General features: G+C 68.2%; 21 protein-coding genes. 12 read left to right on the forward strand and 9 right to left on the reverse strand.

Annotation, left to right across the window (positions count from 1 at the left end; all coding sequences use genetic code 11):
- Position 1 precedes the first annotated feature (1 nt).
- Genes ABJK26_RS04125 through ABJK26_RS04135 form a run of 3 tightly spaced genes read right to left on the reverse strand, consistent with a single transcriptional unit; the run spans position 2 to position 4,504 of the window.
- Positions 2-1,009 carry a PIN domain-containing protein gene (locus ABJK26_RS04125; protein WP_347240969.1) on the reverse strand — a complete coding sequence of 336 codons (1,008 nt, stop codon included), beginning with the start codon at positions 1,007-1,009 and terminating at the stop codon, positions 2-4.
- Entirely contained in the window at positions 1,006-2,286 is a 1,281-nt protein-coding gene (radA, locus tag ABJK26_RS04130; protein WP_347240970.1) for a DNA repair protein RadA, read from the reverse strand. Before radA ends, ABJK26_RS04125 begins: the two co-directional genes overlap by 4 nt.
- Positions 2,287-2,299: 13 nt before the next feature.
- The gene (locus ABJK26_RS04135) at positions 2,300-4,504 is read right to left on the reverse strand and encodes an ATP-dependent Clp protease ATP-binding subunit (RefSeq protein ID WP_347240972.1); all 2,205 of its coding nucleotides are present in this window, start codon (positions 4,502-4,504) and stop codon (positions 2,300-2,302) included.
- A 128-nt stretch (positions 4,505-4,632) separates the two neighbouring features.
- Between ABJK26_RS04135 and ABJK26_RS04140 the strand changes: the two genes are divergently transcribed.
- The 3 genes from ABJK26_RS04140 to ABJK26_RS04150 all read left to right on the forward strand — a co-directional run bounded on the left by ABJK26_RS04140 (position 4,633) and on the right by ABJK26_RS04150 (position 7,553).
- Entirely contained in the window at positions 4,633-6,153 is a 1,521-nt protein-coding gene (locus tag ABJK26_RS04140) for a glycine--tRNA ligase (protein WP_347240973.1), read from the forward strand.
- Positions 6,154-6,366: 213 nt separating this feature from the next.
- Positions 6,367-6,561 (forward strand): hypothetical protein, encoded by a 195-nt coding sequence (locus tag ABJK26_RS04145; protein ID WP_347240975.1) that lies wholly within the window; start codon positions 6,367-6,369, stop codon positions 6,559-6,561.
- Positions 6,558-7,553 carry an aspartate-semialdehyde dehydrogenase gene (locus tag ABJK26_RS04150; protein WP_347240976.1) on the forward strand — a complete coding sequence of 332 codons (996 nt, stop codon included), beginning with the start codon at positions 6,558-6,560 and terminating at the stop codon, positions 7,551-7,553. The genes ABJK26_RS04145 and ABJK26_RS04150 overlap by 4 nt, the downstream gene beginning before the upstream one ends.
- Here the strand turns inward: ABJK26_RS04150 and ABJK26_RS04155 are convergent.
- Complete coding sequence (locus ABJK26_RS04155; RefSeq protein WP_347240977.1) at positions 7,540-8,247, reverse strand: TlyA family RNA methyltransferase; 708 nt, start codon at positions 8,245-8,247, stop codon at positions 7,540-7,542. The two genes, ABJK26_RS04150 and ABJK26_RS04155, sit on opposite strands and share 14 nt — an antisense overlap.
- A 17-nt stretch (positions 8,248-8,264) precedes the next feature.
- On the opposite strand from ABJK26_RS04155, the gene ABJK26_RS04160 reads away from it, so the two are divergent.
- Both ABJK26_RS04160 and ABJK26_RS04165 read left to right on the forward strand, forming a co-directional pair.
- Positions 8,265-8,576 carry a DUF3234 domain-containing protein gene (locus ABJK26_RS04160; RefSeq protein ID WP_347240978.1) on the forward strand — a complete coding sequence of 104 codons (312 nt, stop codon included), beginning with the start codon at positions 8,265-8,267 and terminating at the stop codon, positions 8,574-8,576.
- Positions 8,569-8,997: a hypothetical protein gene (locus ABJK26_RS04165; protein WP_347240979.1), complete on the forward strand. Its 429-nt coding sequence runs from the start codon at positions 8,569-8,571 to the stop codon at positions 8,995-8,997. The genes ABJK26_RS04160 and ABJK26_RS04165 overlap by 8 nt, the downstream gene beginning before the upstream one ends.
- Here the strand turns inward: ABJK26_RS04165 and ABJK26_RS04170 are convergent.
- Both ABJK26_RS04170 and ABJK26_RS04175 read right to left on the reverse strand, forming a co-directional pair.
- Entirely contained in the window at positions 8,994-10,640 is a 1,647-nt protein-coding gene (locus ABJK26_RS04170) for a glutamine--tRNA ligase/YqeY domain fusion protein (protein ID WP_347240980.1), read from the reverse strand. The genes ABJK26_RS04165 and ABJK26_RS04170 overlap by 4 nt on opposite strands.
- Positions 10,641-10,649: 9 nt before the next feature.
- A complete protein-coding gene (locus tag ABJK26_RS04175) occupies positions 10,650-11,411 on the reverse strand; it encodes an enoyl-CoA hydratase/isomerase family protein (RefSeq protein ID WP_347240982.1) in 762 nt (253 codons plus the stop codon).
- Between the two features lie 92 nt (positions 11,412-11,503).
- Between ABJK26_RS04175 and infC the strand changes: the two genes are divergently transcribed.
- From infC to mqnB, 6 genes are all read left to right on the forward strand, one after another.
- On the forward strand, positions 11,504-12,019 hold the full coding sequence (gene infC / locus ABJK26_RS04180; RefSeq protein WP_347240993.1) for a translation initiation factor IF-3: 516 nt from the start codon (positions 11,504-11,506) through the stop codon (positions 12,017-12,019).
- A gap of 88 nt (positions 12,020-12,107) precedes the next feature.
- Positions 12,108-12,305, forward strand: a complete 198-nt coding sequence (gene rpmI / locus ABJK26_RS04185) for a 50S ribosomal protein L35 (RefSeq protein WP_011172638.1) — start codon at positions 12,108-12,110, stop codon at positions 12,303-12,305.
- 11 nt (positions 12,306-12,316) lie between these two features.
- A complete protein-coding gene (gene rplT, locus ABJK26_RS04190; RefSeq protein WP_347240983.1) occupies positions 12,317-12,673 on the forward strand; it encodes a 50S ribosomal protein L20 in 357 nt (118 codons plus the stop codon).
- A 44-nt stretch (positions 12,674-12,717) separates the two neighbouring features.
- On the forward strand, positions 12,718-13,197 hold the full coding sequence (locus tag ABJK26_RS04195) for a small multi-drug export protein (protein ID WP_347240985.1): 480 nt from the start codon (positions 12,718-12,720) through the stop codon (positions 13,195-13,197).
- Positions 13,194-14,852: a glycerol-3-phosphate acyltransferase gene (locus tag ABJK26_RS04200; protein WP_347240986.1), complete on the forward strand. Its 1,659-nt coding sequence runs from the start codon at positions 13,194-13,196 to the stop codon at positions 14,850-14,852. The genes ABJK26_RS04195 and ABJK26_RS04200 overlap by 4 nt, the downstream gene beginning before the upstream one ends.
- Entirely contained in the window at positions 14,852-15,505 is a 654-nt protein-coding gene (gene mqnB, locus ABJK26_RS04205) for a futalosine hydrolase (protein WP_347240987.1), read from the forward strand. Before ABJK26_RS04200 ends, mqnB begins: the two co-directional genes overlap by 1 nt.
- A gap of 21 nt (positions 15,506-15,526) precedes the next feature.
- Here mqnB and ABJK26_RS04210 read toward each other — a convergent pair whose 3' ends face one another.
- From ABJK26_RS04210 to ABJK26_RS04220, 3 genes are all read right to left on the reverse strand, one after another.
- Positions 15,527-16,141 (reverse strand): superoxide dismutase, encoded by a 615-nt coding sequence (locus tag ABJK26_RS04210; protein WP_347240988.1) that lies wholly within the window; start codon positions 16,139-16,141, stop codon positions 15,527-15,529.
- 74 nt (positions 16,142-16,215) lie between these two features.
- Positions 16,216-17,616 carry a class II fumarate hydratase gene (gene fumC / locus ABJK26_RS04215; protein ID WP_347240989.1) on the reverse strand — a complete coding sequence of 467 codons (1,401 nt, stop codon included), beginning with the start codon at positions 17,614-17,616 and terminating at the stop codon, positions 16,216-16,218.
- 53 nt (positions 17,617-17,669) lie between these two features.
- Positions 17,670-18,413 (reverse strand): TerC family protein, encoded by a 744-nt coding sequence (locus ABJK26_RS04220; protein ID WP_347240990.1) that lies wholly within the window; start codon positions 18,411-18,413, stop codon positions 17,670-17,672.
- Between the two features lie 36 nt (positions 18,414-18,449).
- On the opposite strand from ABJK26_RS04220, the gene ABJK26_RS04225 reads away from it, so the two are divergent.
- Entirely contained in the window at positions 18,450-19,115 is a 666-nt protein-coding gene (locus ABJK26_RS04225; protein ID WP_347240991.1) for a transposase, read from the forward strand.
- The last annotated feature ends 23 nt before the right edge of the window (positions 19,116-19,138 follow it).

Raw genomic sequence — 19,138 nt, forward strand, 5'->3', positions numbered from 1 at the left:
TTCAGGTCTCCGCGGCGGGCCGGGCGAAGAAGAGGCGGCCCACCTGGGTCTGGATGGCCTGGGTGATGACCACCTCCACCTCCTGGCCCCGGTAGCGGATGCCCCCGTCCACCACCACCATGGAGCCGTCCTCCAGGTAGCCCACCCCCTGGTGGGGCTCTTTGCCCTCTTTGAGGATGAGGAGCTTCAGGGTGTCCCCCACCTGGAGCTGGGGCCTTAGGGCCTGGGCCAGGGCCTGCACGGAGAGGGCCTTCACCCCGTAGATGCGGGCCATCTGCAGGAGGGCGAGGTCGTTGGTGATCAGGGCGGCCCCGAGCTCCCGGGCCAGGAAGAGGAGCTTCTCATCCACGCTCTCCCCCTTGGGGGCCTCCTCGAGGACCTCCAGGGGCAGGTGCTCTTTAAGCCTCTCCAGGGCCTCGAGGCCCCGCCTGCCCTTGGCCCGCTTGAGGGGGTCGGGGCTGTCGGCGAAGTGCTGGAGCTCGGTGAGGATGAAGTGGGGAACGTAAAGGGGGCCTTCCAGGAAGCCCGTGGCCGCCACCTCCGCGAGGCGCCCGTCCACCAGGACGCTGGTGTCCAGCACCTTGCCCCCATTTGGGCGGCGCTCCCTTTGGGGGGGGCGGAGGTACTCCTTGTACCCCAGGGCCAGGTAGGCGAAGAGGCCCACCAGGAAGAGGGCCAGAAGGAGGCTGTGGTAGGGGCTGAAGCCCGGCACCTGGGAGAGGAGGCTGGTGAGAAGCACGGTGAAGAGGAGGCCCAGGGTGGCCCCCAGGGTGAGGGCCACCGAGACTTCGGGGGGAAGCTCCCGCAGGCGGGCGAGGCGCTTTTCCAGGAAGATTTCCAATCTAGGGGCCAGGAGGACCCCGCTCAGGAAGCCCGCCCCGGCCAGGTAGAGCCGGTTCAGGGAGAGGAAGCCGGCGGAACGGGGGAGGAGGCCCAGGCCCTCCAGGGCCACCGCCCCCTGGTAGCCCAAGAAGGCGAAGAGGAGGTAGAGGAGAAAACGCCCGTTCATCCCAGGTACCGCTCCACCGCTTCTTTCAGGCTCCGGGTGTTGCCGGGGTGCAGAAAGCGGGAAAACCCCGCCCGCTCCCCCTCCCGAAGCCGCCTCTCCAGGCTCACCACGCTCCGCACCTCTCCCAGAAGCCCCACCTCCCCCACGGCCGCCAGGTCCTGGGGCAGGGGCTTTCCCACCACCGCAGAGTACACCGCCAGGGCCACGGCCAGGTCCAGCCCCGGGTCCAGCACCTTAAGCCCCCCGGCCAGGTTCACGTAGACGTCCAGGCTGGCCAGGGGCAGGCCGAGCCGCCTCTCCAGCACCGCCAGGACCATGTCCACCCGCCTAGCCTCCAGCCCCTGGACCACCCGGCGGGGGGCGGGGAAGGGGGTCTTGGCGGCCAGGGCCTGGACCTCGAGGGCCAAGGCCCGCTCCCCGGCCAGGGCTAAGGCGATGGCGCTCCCCGGAACCCCCAAAGGTCGCTCCAAAAGGAAGGCCTCCGAGGGGTTCTTCACCTCCAGGAGCCCCTCCTCCTCCATGCGGAAGACCCCGAGCTCCCCCACGGGGCCGAAGCGGTTCTTGGCGCTCCTTAAGACCCGGTAGACCCCGGCGGTCTCCAGGTAGAGGGTGGCGTCCACAGCGTGCTCCACGCTCTTGGGCCCCGCCACCACCCCCTCCTTGGTCACGTGCCCCACCAGGACCACCGCGGCCCCGCTCTCCTTGGCGAAGCGCACGAAGGCCTGGGTGGCCTCCCGCACCACCACCAGGCTCCCGGGGCTTCCTCCGGCCTCTATGGTCTGGATAGAGTCCACAAATAGGGCCTCGGGAGGCTTCTGCTCCAGGAGGTGGAGGAGGGGTTCCAAGCGGGTCTCCCGGAGGAGCAGGAGGTCCTTCACCCCCAGGCGCCGGGCCCGGAGCTTGATCTGGGCCGGGGACTCCTCCCCGGCCAGGTAGTAGACCCGCTCCGGCATGCGCCGGGCCATCTCCAGGAGGAGGGTGCTCTTGCCCACCCCGGGCTCCCCGCCCAGGAGGACCACCTCCCCCGGCACGAACCCCCCGCCCAGCACCCGGTCCACCTCGGCAAGCCCCGAGGAGAAACGGCGCTCCTCCCTCTCGTCCACCTGGGAGAGGGGAAGGAGGGCGGCCGGGCGTCCCGGCGCCTCCTTGCGGGGAGGTTCCAGGGCGGCCTCCTGGAAGCTCCCCCAAGCCCCGCACCCGGGGCACCGCCCCAGGGGCTTCGGGGTGCGGTAGCCGCACTCCACGCAGACGTAGCTGGCCTTCTCCTGCCTCCTCACGCCGGGGGGTGCTTCACACCAGGAACTCCTCCACCTCGTGGAAGGCCAGGTGCCCGTCCTCCACGCTCACGTAGAGGCGGCCCGCCGGCTTCTTGAGGAGGGCCAGGGACAGGGGGTCTTCGATGCGCTCGCGGATGACCCCCCGGATGGCCCGGGCGCTCCCCGTCTTCGGGGCCTGGTCCACCACGAAGCGGGCCACCTCGGGGGCGAAGGTCACCTCTATGTCTCGGCTCTTCAGCTCCTTCTGGATCTCCTCCAGCATGAGCCGGGCCACCTGCACCAGCTCCTCCTCGGTGAGGGGGCGGAAGCGGATGACCTCGTCCAGCCGGTCCAGGAACTCGGGGGTGAAGAGGGCCTTCAAGGGGGACTCCGTGTCCACCTCCTTGGAGGTGAAGCCGATGGCGGGGCCCACGTTGTAGCCGGTGTTGGAGGTCATGATGAGGATCACCCGGCGGAAGTCCACGGTGCGCCCCATGCCGTCGGTGAGGCGGCCCTCGTCCAGCACCTGCAGGAAGGTGTTGTAGACGTCGGGGTGGGCCTTCTCAATCTCGTCCAGGAGGACCACGCTGAAGGGCTGGCGCCGCACGGCCTCGGTGAGGCGGCCCCCCTGCTCGTAGCCCACGTACCCCGGCGGGGCGCCGATGAGCTTGGAGATGGAGTGGGGCTCCTGGAACTCGGACATGTCAAAGCGGATGAGGGGCCTCTCCGAGCCGAAGAGGACCTCGGCCAGGGCCTTGGCGAGCTGGGTCTTGCCCACCCCGCTTTGGCCCACGAAGAGGAAGCTCGCCGCCACCCGGGTCCTCCCGCCGAGGCCCACCCGGGCCCGGCGGAGGGCGCTCGCCAGGGCGCGGATGGCCTCCTCCTGGCCCACCACCCGCTTCCTTAGCTCCTCCTCCAGGCGCATGAGCTTCTCGTCGTCCTTGTCGTCCACGTAGACCCCGCCCCAGGAGTCCACCACCGCCTCTATGTCCTCCCGGGTGACGATGGGGGTGCCGTCCTCCTCCTCCGCCACGGGGAGGCCCAAGGAGGCGTTGAGGCGCACCCTCGAGGCCGCCTCGTCAATGAGGTCAATGGCCTTGTCGGGGAAGTTGCGCCCAGGGAGGGAGCGGATGCCGATCTTCACCGAAAGCTCCAGGATCTCGTCGGGGATGATCACCCCGTGGTGGGCCTCGTAGCGGGGGCGGAGGCCCTTTAGGATCTCCAGGGTCTCCTCCGGGGAGGGCTCGAGGACGATCACCGGCTGGAAGCGCCGCTCTAAGGCGGCGTCTTTTTCTATGTAGCGGTGGTACTCCCCGGTGGTGGTGGCCCCGATGACCTGGATCTCCCCCCGGGCCAGGGCGGGCTTCAGGATGTTGGCGGCGTCCAGGGTGCCCTCGGCCCCGCCCGCCCCGATCAGGGTGTGGAGCTCGTCGATGAAGGCGATGACCTTGGCGTTCTTGAGCTCCTCGATGATCTGGCGCAGGCGCTCCTCAAACTCGCCCCGGTACTTGGTCCCCGCCACCACCCCGGCGAGGTCAATGGCCACCACCCGGGCCCCCTTGAGGATGGGGGGGACCCGCCCCTCCACGATGGCCTGGGCCAGCCCCTCCACGATGGCCGTCTTGCCCACCCCGGGGTCGCCGATGAGCACGGGGTTGTTCTTGGTGCGGCGGGCCAGGATCTGGATCACCCGGTTGATCTCCTCCTGCCTGCCGATCACCGGGTCCAGCCTCCCCTCCCGGGCCTCCTTGGTGAGGTCGCGGCCGTACTCGTCCAGGAAGGGGGTGTTCACCGGCTTCTCCCGCTCGCGCCCCTCGGCCATGGAGAGGATGCGCCAGCGGATGGCGTCCACGTCCTTGGCGAAGTGGCTGAGGATGCGGTAGGCGATCCCGTCCCCCTCGCGGATGATGCCCAGGAGGATGTGTTCCGTGCCGATCACCTGGGCCCCCATGTTGCGGGCCTCGGCGCTGGCGAGCTCCATCACCCGCCTCGCCCTCGGGGTGATGGCGGGGGGCTCCCCGGTGCGGCTCCCCTCGCCCCGGCCCACCAGCTCCTCCACCATGCGGCGCATGGCCTCGAGGCTCGCCCCGTACTCCTGGAGGATGCGGGCCGCCGTGCCCCCCTCGCGCATCAGGCCCAGGAGGAGGTGCTCCGGGCCGATCATGGAGTGGCCTAAGCGGCTCCCCTCCTCCCTTGCGTAGTGGAAAACCAGCCTGGCGCGGTCGTCGTACCTGTTCATGCTCCCCTCTACCCACATTCTAGCCTAACCCCCCTTCCCTTGGGGGTTTGCGCCCAGGCTCACCTTGGCCCCATCCGGTAAGATGCCCTCTAACCGGGGGTCTTTGCCCCCCTTTTTGAGGAGGAAGCATGCCGGCGAGCACCCTCGAGGAACTGGTAGCCCTTTGCAAGCGGCGCGGCTTCATCTTCCAAAGCTCCGAGATCTACGGGGGCCTCCAGGGCGTCTACGACTACGGGCCCTTGGGGGTGGAGCTCAAGAACAACCTCAAGCAGGCCTGGTGGCGCAGGAACGTCTACGAGCGGGACGACATGGAGGGCCTGGACGCCAGCGTCCTCACCCACCGCCTGGTCCTCCACTACTCCGGGCACGAGGCCACCTTCGCCGACCCCATGGTGGACAACCGCATCACCAAGAAGCGCTACCGCCTGGACCACCTTCTCAAGGACCAGCCTGAGGAGGTCCTCGGGCGGCTTTACCGGGCCATGGAGGTGGAGGAGGGAAACCTCCACGCCCTGGTCCAGGCCATGATGGGGGCCCCCGAGAGGGCGGGAGGGGCCATGACCGCGGCCGGTGTCCTGGACCCCGCGAGCGGGGAGCCGGGGGACTGGACCCCGCCCCGGTACTTCAACATGATGTTCAAGACCTACGTGGGCCCCGTGGAGGACGAGGCCTCCCTGGCCTACCTGCGCCCGGAGACCGCCCAGGGCATCTTCGTCAACTTCAAGAACGTCCTGGACGCCACGAGCCGCAAGCTCCCCTTCGGCATCGCCCAGATCGGCAAGGCCTTCCGCAACGAGATCACCCCCAGGAACTTCATCTTCCGGGTACGGGAGTTTGAGCAGATGGAGATCGAGTACTTCGTCCGCCCGGGGGAGGACGAGCGCTGGCACCGCTACTGGGTGGAGGAGCGCCTTAGGTGGTGGCAGGAGATGGGCCTAAGCCGCGAGAACCTCGTCCCCTACGAGCAGCCCCCGGAGGAGCTCGCCCACTACGCCAAGGCCACCGTGGACCTCCTCTACCGCTTCCCCCACGGCCTGGAGGAGCTTGAGGGCATCGCCAACCGCACGGACTTTGACCTGGGGAGCCACACCAAGGACCAGGAGGCCCTGGGGATCACCGCCCGGGTCCTGAGGAACGAGCACTCCACGGCCCGCCTCGCCTACCGCGATCCCGAGACGGGAAAGTGGTTCGTGCCCTACGTGATTGAGCCCTCTGCCGGGGTGGACCGGGGGGTCTTGGCCCTCCTCGCCGAGGCCTTCACAAGGGAAGAGCTTCCCAGTGGGGAAGAGCGCATCGTCCTCAAGCTCAAGCCCCAGCTCGCCCCCATCAAGGTGGCGGTCATTCCCCTGGTGAAAAACCGCCCGGAGATCACCGAGTACGCCAAGCGCCTCAAGGCCAGGCTCCTCGCTTTGGGCCTCGGGCGGGTCTTCTACGAGGACACGGGCAACATCGGCAAGGCCTACCGCCGCCACGACGAGGTGGGCACCCCCTTCGCCGTCACCGTGGACTACGACACCCTCGGCCAGGGCAAGGACGGCACCAGCAAGCTCAAGGACACGGTCACGGTGCGGGACCGGGACACCATGGAGCAGATAAGGCTCCACGTGGACGAGCTGGAGGGCTTCCTTCGGGAGAGGCTTAGGTGGTAAGCTATAGGCATCTTCGCGGGGCGCCTTGAGCAGGAACAAGCAGCTTCGCAAGCGGCTTGAAGGATTGGAATACCAAATCCTTCAGCATCACCGGAAGATCAGGGAGGAGCTGGAGAGGGCTAACCCCGACTGGGGGTTGATTGGAAAGGGGGAAAGGGAGATTCGGGCATGGGAAGGGGAACGAAGGCGGCTACTCCGCAGGTTGAGAAGGTAGTGGGCCTGCCTGACCCCATCTGGCAGGAGCTCTTTGAGGAGGTGGACCGCCTCAAGGCGGTGTACCAAAGCCTGAAGGAGGCGCCTCCGGAAGCGCGAAGCGCCTTGGAGGAGGAGGTCCTCCATAGCCTCACCCACCTCTGGGCCCACACCCGGGTCATGTGGGAAGAGCTAGAGCTTACGGAGGACGCATGAGGGTGGCCGTGGTGGGGGCCACGGGGGCCGTGGGGCGGGAGATCCTCAAGGTCCTCGAGGCCCGGAACTTCCCCCTCTCCGAGCTCCGGCTCTACGCCTCCCCCCGCTCCGCCGGGGCGCGCCTTCCCTTCCGGGGCGAGGAGATTCCCGTGGAGCCCCTGCCCGAGGGGCCTCTCCCCGTGGACCTGGTGCTGGCGAGCGCCGGGGGAAGCCTTTCCAAGGCCAAGGCCTTGGTCTGGGCGGAGGGCGGGGCCCTGGTCATAGACAACTCCAGCGCCTGGCGCTACGAGCCCTGGGTGCCCCTGGTGGTCCCCGAGGTGAACCGGGAAAAGATCTTCCAGCACCGGGGGATCATCGCCAACCCCAACTGCACCACGGCCATCCTGGCCATGGCCCTCTGGCCCCTGCACCAGGCCTTCCGCGCCAAGCGGGTCGTGGTGGCCACCTACCAGGCGGCTTCAGGCGCCGGGGCCAAGGCCATGGAGGAGCTCCTCCGGGAGACCCACCGCTTCCTCCACGGGGAAGCCCCCAAGGCGGAGGCCTTCGCCCACCCCCTCCCCTTCAACGTCATCCCCCACATAGACGCCTTCCAGGAGAACGGCTACACCCGCGAGGAGATGAAGGTGGTCTGGGAGACCCACAAGATCTTCGGGGACGACTCCCTTAGGATCAGCGCCACGGCGGTGCGGGTGCCCACCCTAAGGGCCCACGCCGAGGCGGTGAGCGTGGAGTTCGCCCGCCCCGTGACCCCGGAGGCGGCCCGGGAGGTCCTGAGGGAGGCCCCGGGGGTGGAGGTGGTGGACGAGCCCGAGGCCAAGCGCTACCCCATGCCCCTCACCGCGAGCGGCAAGTGGGACGTGGAGGTGGGAAGGATCCGGAAAAGCCTCGCCTTTGAGAACGGCCTGGACTTCTTCGTGGTGGGGGACCAGCTCCTGAAGGGGGCCGCCTTAAACGCCGTGCAGATCGCCGAGGAGTGGCTCAAGGGCGCCTGAGCCAAAGCCAGTACTCCAGGTTCCCCTCCTTCCCCGGGAGGGGGCTTTCCCTTTCCCCCAGGACCTGGAAGCCAAGCTCCCTGGCCTTTTCCCGCACCCGCCTCAGGGCCTCTTGCCGCTTGGCCTCCTCCCGCACCACCCCCTTGTGGGCTTTGGGCCCGAGCTCAAACTGGGGCTTGACCAGGACCAGGGCCTCCCCTTTTGGCCTTAGGAGCTCCAGCACCTTGGGAAGGAGGAGGGTGGAGGAGATGAAGGCGACGTCCATCACCACCAGGTCCACGGGCTCGGGCAGGACCAGGGTGCGGGCGTCCTGTTCCTCCAGGGCCACCACCCGGGGGTCTTCCCGGAGGCGGGGGTGGAGCTGGCCCCGCCCCACGTCCACGGCGTAGACCCGCCTCGCCCCTCCCTCCAGGAGCACCTGCGTGAACCCCCCGGTGCCCGCCCCGAGGTCGGCGCAGAGCTTTCCCCTGGGCTCCACGGGAAAGGCCTCCAGGGCCCCGAGGAGTTTGTAGGCCCCCCGGCCCACGTAGCGCTCCTCCGCGAGAAGCTCCACGGGGGCGTCTTGGGGCACGGGGTGGGCGGGCTTCTTTACCACCCTTCCTCCCACCCGCACCCTGCCCTCCTGGATCAGGCGCTTGGCCTTCTCCCGGCTTTCCGCGAGGCCCCTCTCCACCAGGTACCGGTCCAGGCGCACGAGGGTATTATGAGCGGGTGGCGCCCGACCTTTCCGGGACCTGGTACGTGCTGGAGGGGGAGCCCGGGGAGCACCTGGTGGTGGAGGCCTTGGGGGAGAGGCTTTCCGGGATCTGGACGAGCCGGGAGCTGGCCGAGGCCTTCCTGGCCCACCACCCCCACCTGGGGATGCGGGTGAGCGCCTTGGAGAGCTGGGCCCTGAAGGAGGCTTTCTTGACGGCCCTCAGGATGCTCCGCGTGGAAGCGGTGATGGTGGACTATCGGCCCGGGACCCACCGGGCGCAGGTGGCCAAGGTGGAGGACCTTCTCAAGGAGGTGCGGCGTGCGTAGGGTTTGGGCGGCGCTTTTCCTGGTCTTGGCCTTCGGCGTGGCCCAGCGGGCCGAGTTCAGCGCGGGCAGCCCCTTCGGGCTTCAGGCCGGGGTGCGCTTCCCCCTCGTCCCCCTCCTTTTGGACGGGCGGGCCTACGGGGGGGCGGGCCTCGAGGCCCTGGGGGGCGGGGCGGACCTCCTCTTCAAGGTCCCCCTCACGGACCTCTACCTGGGCCTGGGGGGCTTCTACGGCACCAGGCGGGCCCTCTCCTTTCCCCGGGACGGGGCGGGGCAAGGGGGCGTGCGGGCGGTGTTGGGCACCTGGCTCAACCTTCCCCTGCCCCTCCTCGGGGTCTACCTGGAGCTCCATCCCGTCTACTACCTGGCCCCGGTCCGGGCCTTCGGCCTGGGCGGGGCCTTGGGCGTGAGCGTAGGGCTTTAGGCCCGGTACCCCTCCTTCAGGGGCACGATGCGGTTCATCACCAGGGCCTCGGGCCTAGAGTCCACGGGGTCCCGCCAGAAGTAGCCGAGGCGCTCCAGCTGGTAGCGGGTGTCCTCGGGGTCCTTGGCCACGCTGGGCTCAAGGAAGCCCCGCTTCACCAAAAGGGCCTCGGGGTTGAGGTTCTTTAGGAAGTCCCCGCCCTCCTCGGGGTCAGGGGTGCGGAAGAGCCTCCCGTAGAGCCTAAACTCCACGGGGAGGGCGTGGCGGGCCGAGACCCAGTGGATCACCCCCTTGGGCCTGACCCCGTCCTCGGGGTTCGCCCCCAGGGTGCCGGGGACGATCCGGGCCTTGAGGAGCTTCACCTCGCCTCCCTCTTCCACCACGTCCTCGAGCTCCACCACGTAGGCGTGCCGGAGGCGCACCCTCTGCCCCGGGGCGAGGCGCTTCCAGCCCTTGGGGGGGTGAAGGCTAAAGTCCGTGCGCTCAATATAGAGCTCCGGGGAGAAGGGGAGGGGGCGGCTTCCCTCCTTGGGGATGTCCCGGGGCCAGTAGGGGGCCTGAAGCCACTCCTCCCCCTCGTAGTTGGTGAGGACCACCTTCAAGGGGTCCACCACGCCTAAGACCCGGGGGGCGATGGGGTTCAGGTCGTCCCGCACCACCTCCTCAAAGAGGTCCATGGCTATCTGGGCCTCGTTGCGGGAGATCCCCGTCTTGCGCACGAACTCCACGATGGCCTCGGGCCTTACCCCCCTCCGCCTCAAGGCCCTTAGGGTAGGAAGCCTGGGGTCGTCCCAGCCCCACACATACCCCCCTTCCACCAGCTTGATGAGCTTCCTCTTGGAGAGCACGGTGTGGCTTAGGTCCAGCCGGGCGAACTCGTACTGGTGGGGCCTCGGAGAGGTGAGAAGGCCGCACTTCCCCTTGAGGTTTTCAATGACCCAGTCGTAGACCGCCCGGTTGTTCTCAAACTCCAGGGTGCAGAGGGAGTGGGTGACCCCCTCAATGAAGTCCTCCAGGGGGTGGGCGAAGTCGTACATGGGGTAGACCACCCACCGGTCCCCGGCGTGGTAGTGGGGGGCGTGGACGATGCGGTAGAGCACGGGGTCGCGGAGCTTGAAGTTGGGGTGGGCGGGGTCAATCTTGGCCCTAAGGACCCGGCTTCCCGTGGGGAACTCCCCCCGGCGCATCCTCTCAAAGAGCTCCAGGTTCTCCTCCACGCTCCGTTCCCGGTAGGGGCTTGGTTTCCCCTCGGCCCTTAAGGCGCTCATCTCCTCCTCGGGGAGGTCGTCCACGTAGGCCTTGCCCTCCTGGATGAGGGCCAGGGCGCATTGGTACATGGTCTCAAAGTAGTCCGAGGCGTAGAGGACCCGGCTCGGGGTGAAGCCGAGCCAGCGCACGTCCTCCTCAATGGCCCGGGCGTACTCCTCCTTCTCGGTCTCGGGGTTGGTGTCGTCAAAGCGCAGGTTGCACTCCCCGCCGTAGTCCTGGGCCAGGCCGAAGTTTAAGACGATGCTCCGGGCGTGGCCGATGTGGAGGTAGCCGTTGGGCTCCGGGGGGAAGCGGGTGAGGAGCTTGGGGTACTTTCCCTCCTTGAGGTCCCGCTCCACGATCTCGGTGATGAAGCACTCGGGGACGAGGCCCATAAGGAGAGTCTAGAACTTGGGCGGCCGTTTCTCAAAGAAGGCCCGGATGCCCTCCTTCAGGTCCCCGGTCTCCCGCACCCAGGCGTTGGCGAGGGCGGCTAGGCGGAAGCCGTCCTCGAGGCCCATCCCCGGCAGGGCGAGGAGGAGCTCCTTGGTGAGGCGAAGGGAGGTGGGGGCGTTCTTCGCCACCTCCTCCGCCAGGGCCACCGCCTCCTCCAGGGCCCTCCCCGGAGGGGCCACGCGGTTCACGAGGCCCAGGGCCTTGGCCTCCTCCGCCCCCACGAGCCTTCCCGTGAGGAGGAGGTCCTTGGCGGCCTTCTCCCCCACGGCCCGGGAGAGGATCACCGAGACCAAGGCGGCCACGAAGCCGATCTTCACCTCGGTGTAGCCGATTTGGGCTTCTCGGTCCATGACCACCAGGTCGCAGGCGGTGGCGAGCCCCGCCCCCCCGGCCACCGCCACCCCGTTCACCGCGGCCACCGTGGGCTTGGGGAAGGTGTAGAGGCGGTGGAAGAGGCGCATGAGGGAGAGGGAGTGGCGGTAGTTCTCCTCGGCGCCGAGCTCCGTGACCCTTTCCAGAAAGGCGAGGTCCGCCCCGGCGCTGAAGGCCTTGCCCCTTCCCGTGAGGACCACCGCCCGCACCTCGAGGTCTTCCTCCAGCGCGTCTAAGGCCTTTAGGAGCCCTTCCACCATCCCCGGGGAGAGGGGGTTGCGCCGCTCGGGGTCGTTGAGGAAGATCGTGGCCACGCGGCCTCTTTCCACCTGGACCATGCCCCCATTGTAGCCGAGGGCCTTTTCCTGCTACACTCCCCTTAGCCCGCAAACTTCGGCGAAAGGGCTTGGCGGGCTAGGAGGTGGTGTAGATAAAGGAGTACCTGACGAACGAACGCATACGCGCCAAACAGGTAAGGGTCATCGGCCCCGATGGACAGCAGCTCGGCATCATGGACACCCGGGAGGCCCTTCGGCTCGCCCAGGAGCAGGACCTGGACCTGGTCCTGGTGGGCCCCACCGCCGATCCGCCCGTGGCCCGCATCATGGACTACTCCAAGTGGCGCTACGAGCAGCAGGTGGCGGAGAAGGAGGCCCGGAAGAAGGCCAAGCGCACCGAGGTCAAGTCCATCAAGTTCCGGGTGAAGATTGACGAGCACGACTATCGGACCAAGCTGGGCCATATCAAGCGCTTTCTGGAGGAGGGGCACAAGGTCAAGGTGACCATCATGTTCCGGGGGCGGGAAATGGCCCACCCCGAGCTCGGGGAGAGGCTTCTAGAGCGGGTGGCCGAGGACCTCAAGGGGATGGCGGTGGTGGAGATGAAGCCCGAGATCCTCGGCCGGGACATGAACATGCTCCTGGCCCCGGCCAAGGTGTCGGCCTAGACCGAGGAAGCCCCCTCTGGTATAGTGGGAGGGCTTTGGGGAGCACCCAAGACCCCTTCGGGGGCGCTTCCCAAAGCGGAGGAGGCTTATGCCGAAGATGAAGACCCACAAGGGCGCCAAGAAGCGGGTCAAGATCACCGCTTCGGGCAAGGTGGTGGCCATGAAGACGGGGAAGCGGCACCTCAACTGGCAGAAGTCCGGGAAGGAGATCCGCCAGAAGGGGCGGAAGTTCGTCCTGGCCAAGCCGGAGGCGGAGCGGATCAAGCTTCTCCTCCCTTACGAGTGAGGAGGTAGAGGATGCCGCGCGCCAAGACCGGATTTGTCCGCCGCAGGAAGCACAAGAAGATCCTGAAGCTGGCCAAGGGGTACTGGGGCCTCCGCTCCAAGAGCTTCCGCAAGGCCCGGGAAACCCTCTTCGCCGCGGGCAACTACGCCTACGCCCACCGCAAGCGGAAGAAGCGGGACTTCCGCAGGCTCTGGATCGTGCGCATCAACGCCGCCTGCCGCCAGCACGGGATGAGCTACTCCACCTTCATCCACGGGCTGAAGAAGGCGGGGATTGAGGTGGACCGGAAGAACCTGGCGGACCTCGCGGTGCGGGAGCCCCAGGCTTTCGCCGAGCTGGTAGCGAGGGCCAAGGCGGCCCAGGCCTAAGGGCCGGGGAGGGGGCGCCGGGCCAGGCTCCGGCGCCCTTTCCGATGAAGATGAACCCGATCCCGCCGCAACTTTACGTCCTCCTGGTGGCGGTCCTCCCGGTGGCGGAGCTCAGGGGGGCCATTCCCCTGGGGGTGGCCCTGGGGCTTTCCCTCTGGGAGGCCTTTTCCCTGGCCCTCCTGGGAAACCTGCTGGTGGCCCCCCTCGCCTTGGCCCTCCTTCCCTGGGTTCTGGACCTCGCCACCCGCGTCCCTCTCCTGGCGCGGGCCTGGCAGGCCCTCGAGGCCCGGGTCCGGCTTAGGGGAGAGGAGCAGGTCCAGCGCCTGGGGGCCTTGGGCCTCTTCCTTTTCGTGGCCGTCCCCCTTCCCGGCACCGGGGCCTGGAGCGGAAGCGTTTTGGCCGTGGTCCTGGGCCTTAGGCGGCGCTACGCCCTCCTGGCCATCTCCTTGGGGGTGGTGGCGGCGGGGGTCCTCGTCCTCCTCCTCACCGGGGGGACGGTGTACGGGCTAAACTACCTGCGATGACGGCGCTTCTCCTTCCCCTCGCCTACCTCGTGGGGGCCCTGCCTCTCGGGCACTGGCTCGCCAGGCGGCGCGGGGTGGACCTGCGCACGGCAAGCCCCTACACCCTGGGCCTGGAAAGCGCCCTTAGGCGCCTGGGCCTAGGCCTCCTCCTCTCCTTTCTCCTGGACTTCCTCAAGGGCTACCTGCCCCTTCTCCTGGGGCGGGCTTTGGGGTTGGACCTCGCCGGGCTCCTCGCCTTGGGGGTGGCGGCATATCTCGGCCACCTCTACCCCCTTTTCCTCCGGGACCCCTGGCCCTTAAGGGCCAAGGGGGCGGGGGTCCTCCTCGGAATCCTTTCCGGCCTTCCCCTGCCGCCTGCCCTGGGCCTCGTCCCCGTGGCCCTGGGCCTCGCCCTCTACGCCCTCACCGGCTACGCCTCCTTGGCTGCCTTGGGGCTTCCCTTGGGGCTTTTGGGGGTGACGCTCTTCGGGGGGTTTGGCCTTGGGGAAAAGCTTTCCGCCCTTGCCCTCTTCCTCCTCGCCCTCTGGCGCTACAAGGAGAACCTGGGGCGGATCCTCGATGGCACCGAGCCCAGGCTCGGCGAGCCCCTGCCGCTTCCCTCAGGAAAGCAGGTGGTCTGCGCCTTCCTCATCCACCCCCTGACCCTGGAGGACCTCTGGCAGAGCCCCCGCTTCCGCTGGCTCAGGCCCCTGGTGCGCCTCGGCCTCCTCAAGCGGGAATGGATAGAGCGCCTCGCCGAGCGCTTCCGGCCCATGAAGGTGGGGGAGGTGCGGGGGGTGCGGACGGCGGACGGGCGGGAGGTCCTCTGCCACCTCATCTCCGCCCCCCTCTTTCCCCACCAGATCAAGGCCAAGCCGGAGCTCGCCGTGCGGCGGGCCATCCAGGGGGCGCGGCTTGCCAAGGAGCTTGGGGCCACGGTGGTGGGCCTCGGGGCCTTCTGGAGCGTGGTGGGGGAGAAGGGGAAAAGGGTGCAGGAGGCCGTGCCCGGCATTGAGGTGACGAATGGCGGGGCCTACACCGCAGGCACCGTCAGGGCGGCCATCCCCAGGATCCTCGCCCACTTCGCCCAAAGCGGCAAGGACCTGAAGGGGGTCACGGCGGCGGTGGTGGGGGCGAACGGGGTGGTGGCCTTCGGCATCGCCCGCCAGATCGCCCCCTACGTGGGAAAGCTCGTCCTGGTGGGGCGGGACCTAAAGCGCCTGGAAAGGGCGGCGGAGAGCCTCAGGAAGAACCTGGAGCGCAAAGGGGAGGTGCCCGAGATCCTGGCCACCACGGAGATCGCCGCCATCCGGGAGGCGGACCTGGTCTTCACCGCCACCAGCGACCCCGCCCCGGTGATCTACCCCGAGCACGTGAAGCCCGGGGCCTGGATCTACGACGAGGGGGTGCCCCCGGACGTGCACCCCTCGGTCCGGGAGGTGCCGGGGGTGCGGGTGATCCCGGGGGGCGTGGTGCGGCTTCCCGGGGAGGCGCGGGCCACCCTGGACCTCCACTTCGGGGCCCCGGACCAGGTCCCCGCCTGCCTGGCCGAGACCATGATCCTGGCGGCGGAGGAGGCCTTTGACCGGAAGAGCCTCGGGGGGGAGGTGAAGGCGGAGAACATCCAGTTCTTCGTGGAGCGGGCCGAGGCCCTGGGGTTTAGGGTGGTGGAGTAGTGTGGCTCCTCCTTTCCCCCACCCGCCTCGAGGCCCCCTTTTTGAAGGGGGAACCCTTCGCCTTCCTCGCCTGGAAGGGCCTTAAGGGGGAGGGGTTCGTCTATCTGGAAACGGGGATCGGCAAGGTGAACGCCGCCATGGCCCTCGCGGCCTACGCCGCGAGAAACCCCGTGGAGAAGGCCCTCCTCTTCGGCCTCGCCGGGGCCTACCCCGGGGGCCCCCCCTTGGGGGAGGCGGTCCTGGTGGGGGAGGAGGTGGAGGCGGACCTCGGCCTGAAGGAGGGCCTGGAACCCTTGGGCTTTCCCGCCTTGGAGCTTGGGGAAAGGCGCTACTACAACCGCTTTCCCCTGGACCCCGGCCTCACCGGGGCCCTCGCCCAGAGGCTTGGCCTAAGGGTGGCCGTGGGCCTCACCCGGGACCTGGTCTCGGAGGGCCCTGAGGAGGCCCGGGCCTTGGCCCAGAGGTGGGGGGCCGCCTTGGAGAACATGGAGGGGGCGGCCTTCGCCCGGGCCTGCCTGGCCTTGGGGGTTAGGGGGGCGGAGCTTAGGGCCATCTCCAACCCCGCCGGGGTGCGGGATAGGGGGGCGTGGCGCCTCAGGGAAGCGGTCTTGGCCGTGGAGCGGGCCGTGGAGCGGCTCCTCGCCCCCCCGTAGGGGCCCCGGGTTGCGCTATGGCTAGGCCTTTTTGAAGAACTCCTCGGCCACGTCCCAGTTGAGGACGTTCCAGATGGCCTGGAGGTAGTCGGCCCGGCGGTTCTGGTACTTGAGGTAGTAGGCGTGCTCCCAGACGTCAATGCCCACGATGGGGGTGAAGCCCTCCATCACGGGGTTGTCCTGGTTGGGGGTGGAGAGGACGTGGAGCTTGCCGAAGGGGTCCTTCACCAGCCAGGCCCAGCCCGAGCCGAAGCGGCCCATGGCCGCCTGGGTGAGCTTCTCCTTGAGGGCCTGGAAGCCCCCGAACTCCTCGTCAATGGCCTTCTTCAGCTCCCCCACGGGCTCCTTGGCCCCTCCCGGGGTGAGGAGCTTCCAGAAGAGGCTGTGGTTCAGGTGGCCGCCCCCGTTGTTGCGCACGGCGGCCTGGATGTCGGCGGGGAGGGCGGCGAGGTGGCGCAGGAGGACCTCCACCTCCGCCCCGTGGAGGTAGGGGTGCTTTTCCAGGGCGGCGTTGAGGTTATTCACGTAGCCCCCGTGGTGCTTCTGGTGGTGGATCTCCATGGTCTGGGCGTCAATGTGGGGCTCGAGGGCCTGGTAAGGGTAGCCGAGCTCGGGAAGCTTGAACGGGTACGGCATACTTCACCTCCGCCCCTCACTATAAAAGAGGCCACCCCTTGGGGGGTGGCCTTTCTCACAAAGCCCCGCGCCGCCTAGGCTTCCTCGTGGGGCTTGGCGAGCTTCAGGGGCACCACGATGCGGTCAAACTCCTCCTCCGTGAGGTAGCCGAGCTCCAGGGCCGCCTGCTTCAGGGTCTTCTTCTCCTTGAGGGCCTTCTTCACCACCTCCGCCGCCTTGTCGTAGCCGATGGCCTTGTTGAGGGCGGTGGCCAGCATGGGGTTCTTCTCCAGGTGCTCCTGAATGCGCTCCAGGTTGGGCTCAATCCCCTTGGCCAGGTGCTCGTTGAAGGACTCCATGGCCTCGGCGAGGAGCTTGATGGACTCCAGGGCGGCGTCGGCCATCACCGGCTTGTAGACGTTGAGCTGGAAGTTCCCCTGGCTTCCCGCAAAGGCCACGGCGTGGTCGTTGCCAAAGACCCGGACCACCACCATGGTGAGAGCCTCCACCTGGGTGGGGTTCACCTTCCCCGGCATGATGGAAGACCCCGGCTCGTTGGCGGGGATGAAGATCTCCCCGATGCCCCCGTAGGGCCCCGAGGCCAGCCAGCGGACGTCGTTGCCCACCTTCATCAGGGCCCCGGCCAGGGTGCGGAGGGCCCCCATGACGTTGACGAGCTCGTCGTGGGCGGCGAGGGCGGCGAAGCGGTTTTCCGCCACCCTAAAGGGAAGCCCGGTTTCCTCCGCCAGGTATTTGGCCACGAGCTCCCCAAAGCGGGGGTGGGCGTTTAGGCCCGTGCCCACCGCCGTGCCCCCGATGGCGAGGTGGTAGAGGCCCTTTTCCGCCTCCTTCACCATGGAGAGGGTGTTCCTGAGCTGGGCGGCCCAGCTTCCCACCTCCTGGCCCAGGGTGATGGGCACGGCGTCCATCAGGTGGGTCCGCCCGATCTTCACGATGTCGTCAAAGGCCCGGGCCTTCTCCTCCAAGGTCTGGATGAGGGCTTCCGCCGCCGGGTAGAGCCTCTGGTTTAGGGCCAGGGCCACGGCCACGTACATGGCGGTGGGGAAGGTGTCGTTGGAGCTCTGCCCCCGGTTCACGTGGTCGTTGGGGTGGACGTACTTGCTCCCCAGGGGCTTCCCCAGGATCTCCGAGGCCCGGTTGGCGATGACCTCGTTGACGTTCATGTTGGTCTGGGTGCCGCTTCCGGTCTGGAAGACCACCAGGGGGAAGTGGTCGTCCAGCTTCCCCTGGACCACCTCCTCCGCCGCCTGGAGGATGGCCCTGGCGATCTCCTCGGGAAGCTCCCCGAGCTCCAGGTTGGCTCTGGCGGCGGCCTTTTTCAGCATCCCGTAGGCGCGGATGACCTCGAGGGGCATCCGGAAGCGCCAGGCCCCGATACGGAAGTGCTCCAGGGAGCGCTGGGTCTGGGCTCCCCAGTAGCGGTCTGCTGGCACCCGCACCTCGCCCATGGTGTCCCGCTCAATCCGGTATTCCACAAGCCACCTCCCAGCGCGATTCTACCCGAGCTCTCCCGGGACCAGGAGGGGGGCTAGGCCTCTTCCTCGTAAGGGTCGTGGAGCTTCACCGGCCTGCCCCGAAGCCCCGCCCGGAGGTTCAGCCACTCCACGAAGACGGCGAAGCCCATGGCGAAGTACACGTACCCCTTGGGGATGTGCACCCCCGTGCCCTCGGCCACCAGGGTGAAGCCGATGAGAAGGAGGAAGGAAAGGGCTAGCATCTTCACCGTGGGGTGCTGGTTCACGAAGGCGTAGATGCCCTTGGAGGCGAGGAGCATCACCCCTACGGAGGTGAGGATGGCCGCCACCATCACCGGCACGTAGGGGGTGAGGCCCACGGCGGTGATCACCGAGTCTATGGAGAAGACGATGTCCAGGAGGAGGACCTGGGCGATGACGCTGTAGAAGCTCGGGGCTACCCTTTTGACCGCATGGCCTGGCTCCCCCTCCAGCTTCTCGTGGATCTCCTTCACCGACTTATAGATGAGGAAAAGCCCCCCGGCGATGAGCACCAGGTCCTTGCCCGTGATCTCGTGGCCGAGGAGGGCGAAGAGGGGCTTTTTGAGGGCCAGGATCGAGGCGATGGAGAGGAGGAAGAGGATCCGGGTCACCGCCGCTAGGGACAGCCCCATCACCCGGGCCCGCTCCTGCTCCTCCTTCGGGAGCTTGGAGGCCAGGATGCTGATGAAGATCACGTTGTCCACGCCGAGGACCACCTCGAGGACCGTCAGGGTGAGGAAGGCCAGCCAGATCTCGGGGTTGGTGAGCCACTCCATGGGAAGAAGTCTACCTGTTGCCCTAAACTCTAGGGGATGGTGGACGTCCTGGTGGTGGGCGCGGGGCCGGTGGGGCTTTGCGCCGCCCTTTGGGCCAAGCGGCTCGGCCTTTCCCACCTGGTCCTGGAAAGGGGCACGGTGGCGGAGACCGTCTACCGCTTTCCCCGGGACATGGTCTTCTTCTCCGAAGCCAAGAACACGGAGTGGGCGGGGAGCAAGCAGGTCCTCGCCCTCCTTCAGAGGGAGCTGGTGTGCGTGAGGGGGCTCCTTGGGGAGGTGGAGGCCAGGGTCCAGGCCCTCCTCGCCGCCCTCCCCGAGGCGGAGGTGCTGATGGGCCTGCCCGGGGTGGGGCCCCAGGTGGCGGCGGCGGTGTTGGCCCTCCTGCCCCCGGAGCTTTGGGGCCGGGCGAAGAGGGCCGCCTCCTACGCGGGGCTCATCCCCGAGCGGGAGGAGTCGGGGAAGAGCGTGGAGAGGAGCCGCCTCTCCAAGAAGGGGCCTCCCCTCTTGCGGCGGAAGCTTTACATGGGGGCCCTGGTGGCGGTGCGCCATGACCCGGAGATGCGGGCCTTCTACCATCGCCTGCTCTCGCAGGGAAAAACGAAGAAGCAGGCCTTGGTGGCCGTGGCCCACAAGCTCCTCAGGCGGATGATGGGGCGGCTCAGAGAGTACTACGCTGGCCGGTTGGTCCAGGGGGTGGCTTGACAGGCAAGACAGTATCAGCCCCC

It is taken from the genome of Thermus sp. (genome assembly GCF_039793865.1).
Classification (GTDB): domain Bacteria; phylum Deinococcota; class Deinococci; order Deinococcales; family Thermaceae; genus Thermus.

Coding starts and splice junctions, on each gene's coding strand:
- rplT (WP_347240983.1), top strand. CDS start 12,317: ATGCCGCGCGCCAAGACCGGATTTGTCCGCCGCAGGAAGCACAAGAAG.
- ABJK26_RS04125 (WP_347240969.1), bottom strand. CDS start 1,009: ATGAACGGGCGTTTTCTCCTCTACCTCCTCTTCGCCTTCTTGGGCTAC.
- ABJK26_RS04200 (WP_347240986.1), top strand. CDS start 13,194: ATGACGGCGCTTCTCCTTCCCCTCGCCTACCTCGTGGGGGCCCTGCCT.
- ABJK26_RS04210 (WP_347240988.1), bottom strand. CDS start 16,141: ATGCCGTACCCGTTCAAGCTTCCCGAGCTCGGCTACCCTTACCAGGCC.
- ABJK26_RS04170 (WP_347240980.1), bottom strand. CDS start 10,640: ATGGGCCTCGTCCCCGAGTGCTTCATCACCGAGATCGTGGAGCGGGAC.
- ABJK26_RS04140 (WP_347240973.1), top strand. CDS start 4,633: ATGCCGGCGAGCACCCTCGAGGAACTGGTAGCCCTTTGCAAGCGGCGC.
- ABJK26_RS04150 (WP_347240976.1), top strand. CDS start 6,558: ATGAGGGTGGCCGTGGTGGGGGCCACGGGGGCCGTGGGGCGGGAGATC.
- ABJK26_RS04220 (WP_347240990.1), bottom strand. CDS start 18,413: ATGGAGTGGCTCACCAACCCCGAGATCTGGCTGGCCTTCCTCACCCTG.
- ABJK26_RS04135 (WP_347240972.1), bottom strand. CDS start 4,504: ATGAACAGGTACGACGACCGCGCCAGGCTGGTTTTCCACTACGCAAGG.
- ABJK26_RS04195 (WP_347240985.1), top strand. CDS start 12,718: ATGAAGATGAACCCGATCCCGCCGCAACTTTACGTCCTCCTGGTGGCG.
- ABJK26_RS04225 (WP_347240991.1), top strand. CDS start 18,450: ATGGTGGACGTCCTGGTGGTGGGCGCGGGGCCGGTGGGGCTTTGCGCC.
- ABJK26_RS04175 (WP_347240982.1), bottom strand. CDS start 11,411: ATGGTCCAGGTGGAAAGAGGCCGCGTGGCCACGATCTTCCTCAACGAC.
- rpmI (WP_011172638.1), top strand. CDS start 12,108: ATGCCGAAGATGAAGACCCACAAGGGCGCCAAGAAGCGGGTCAAGATC.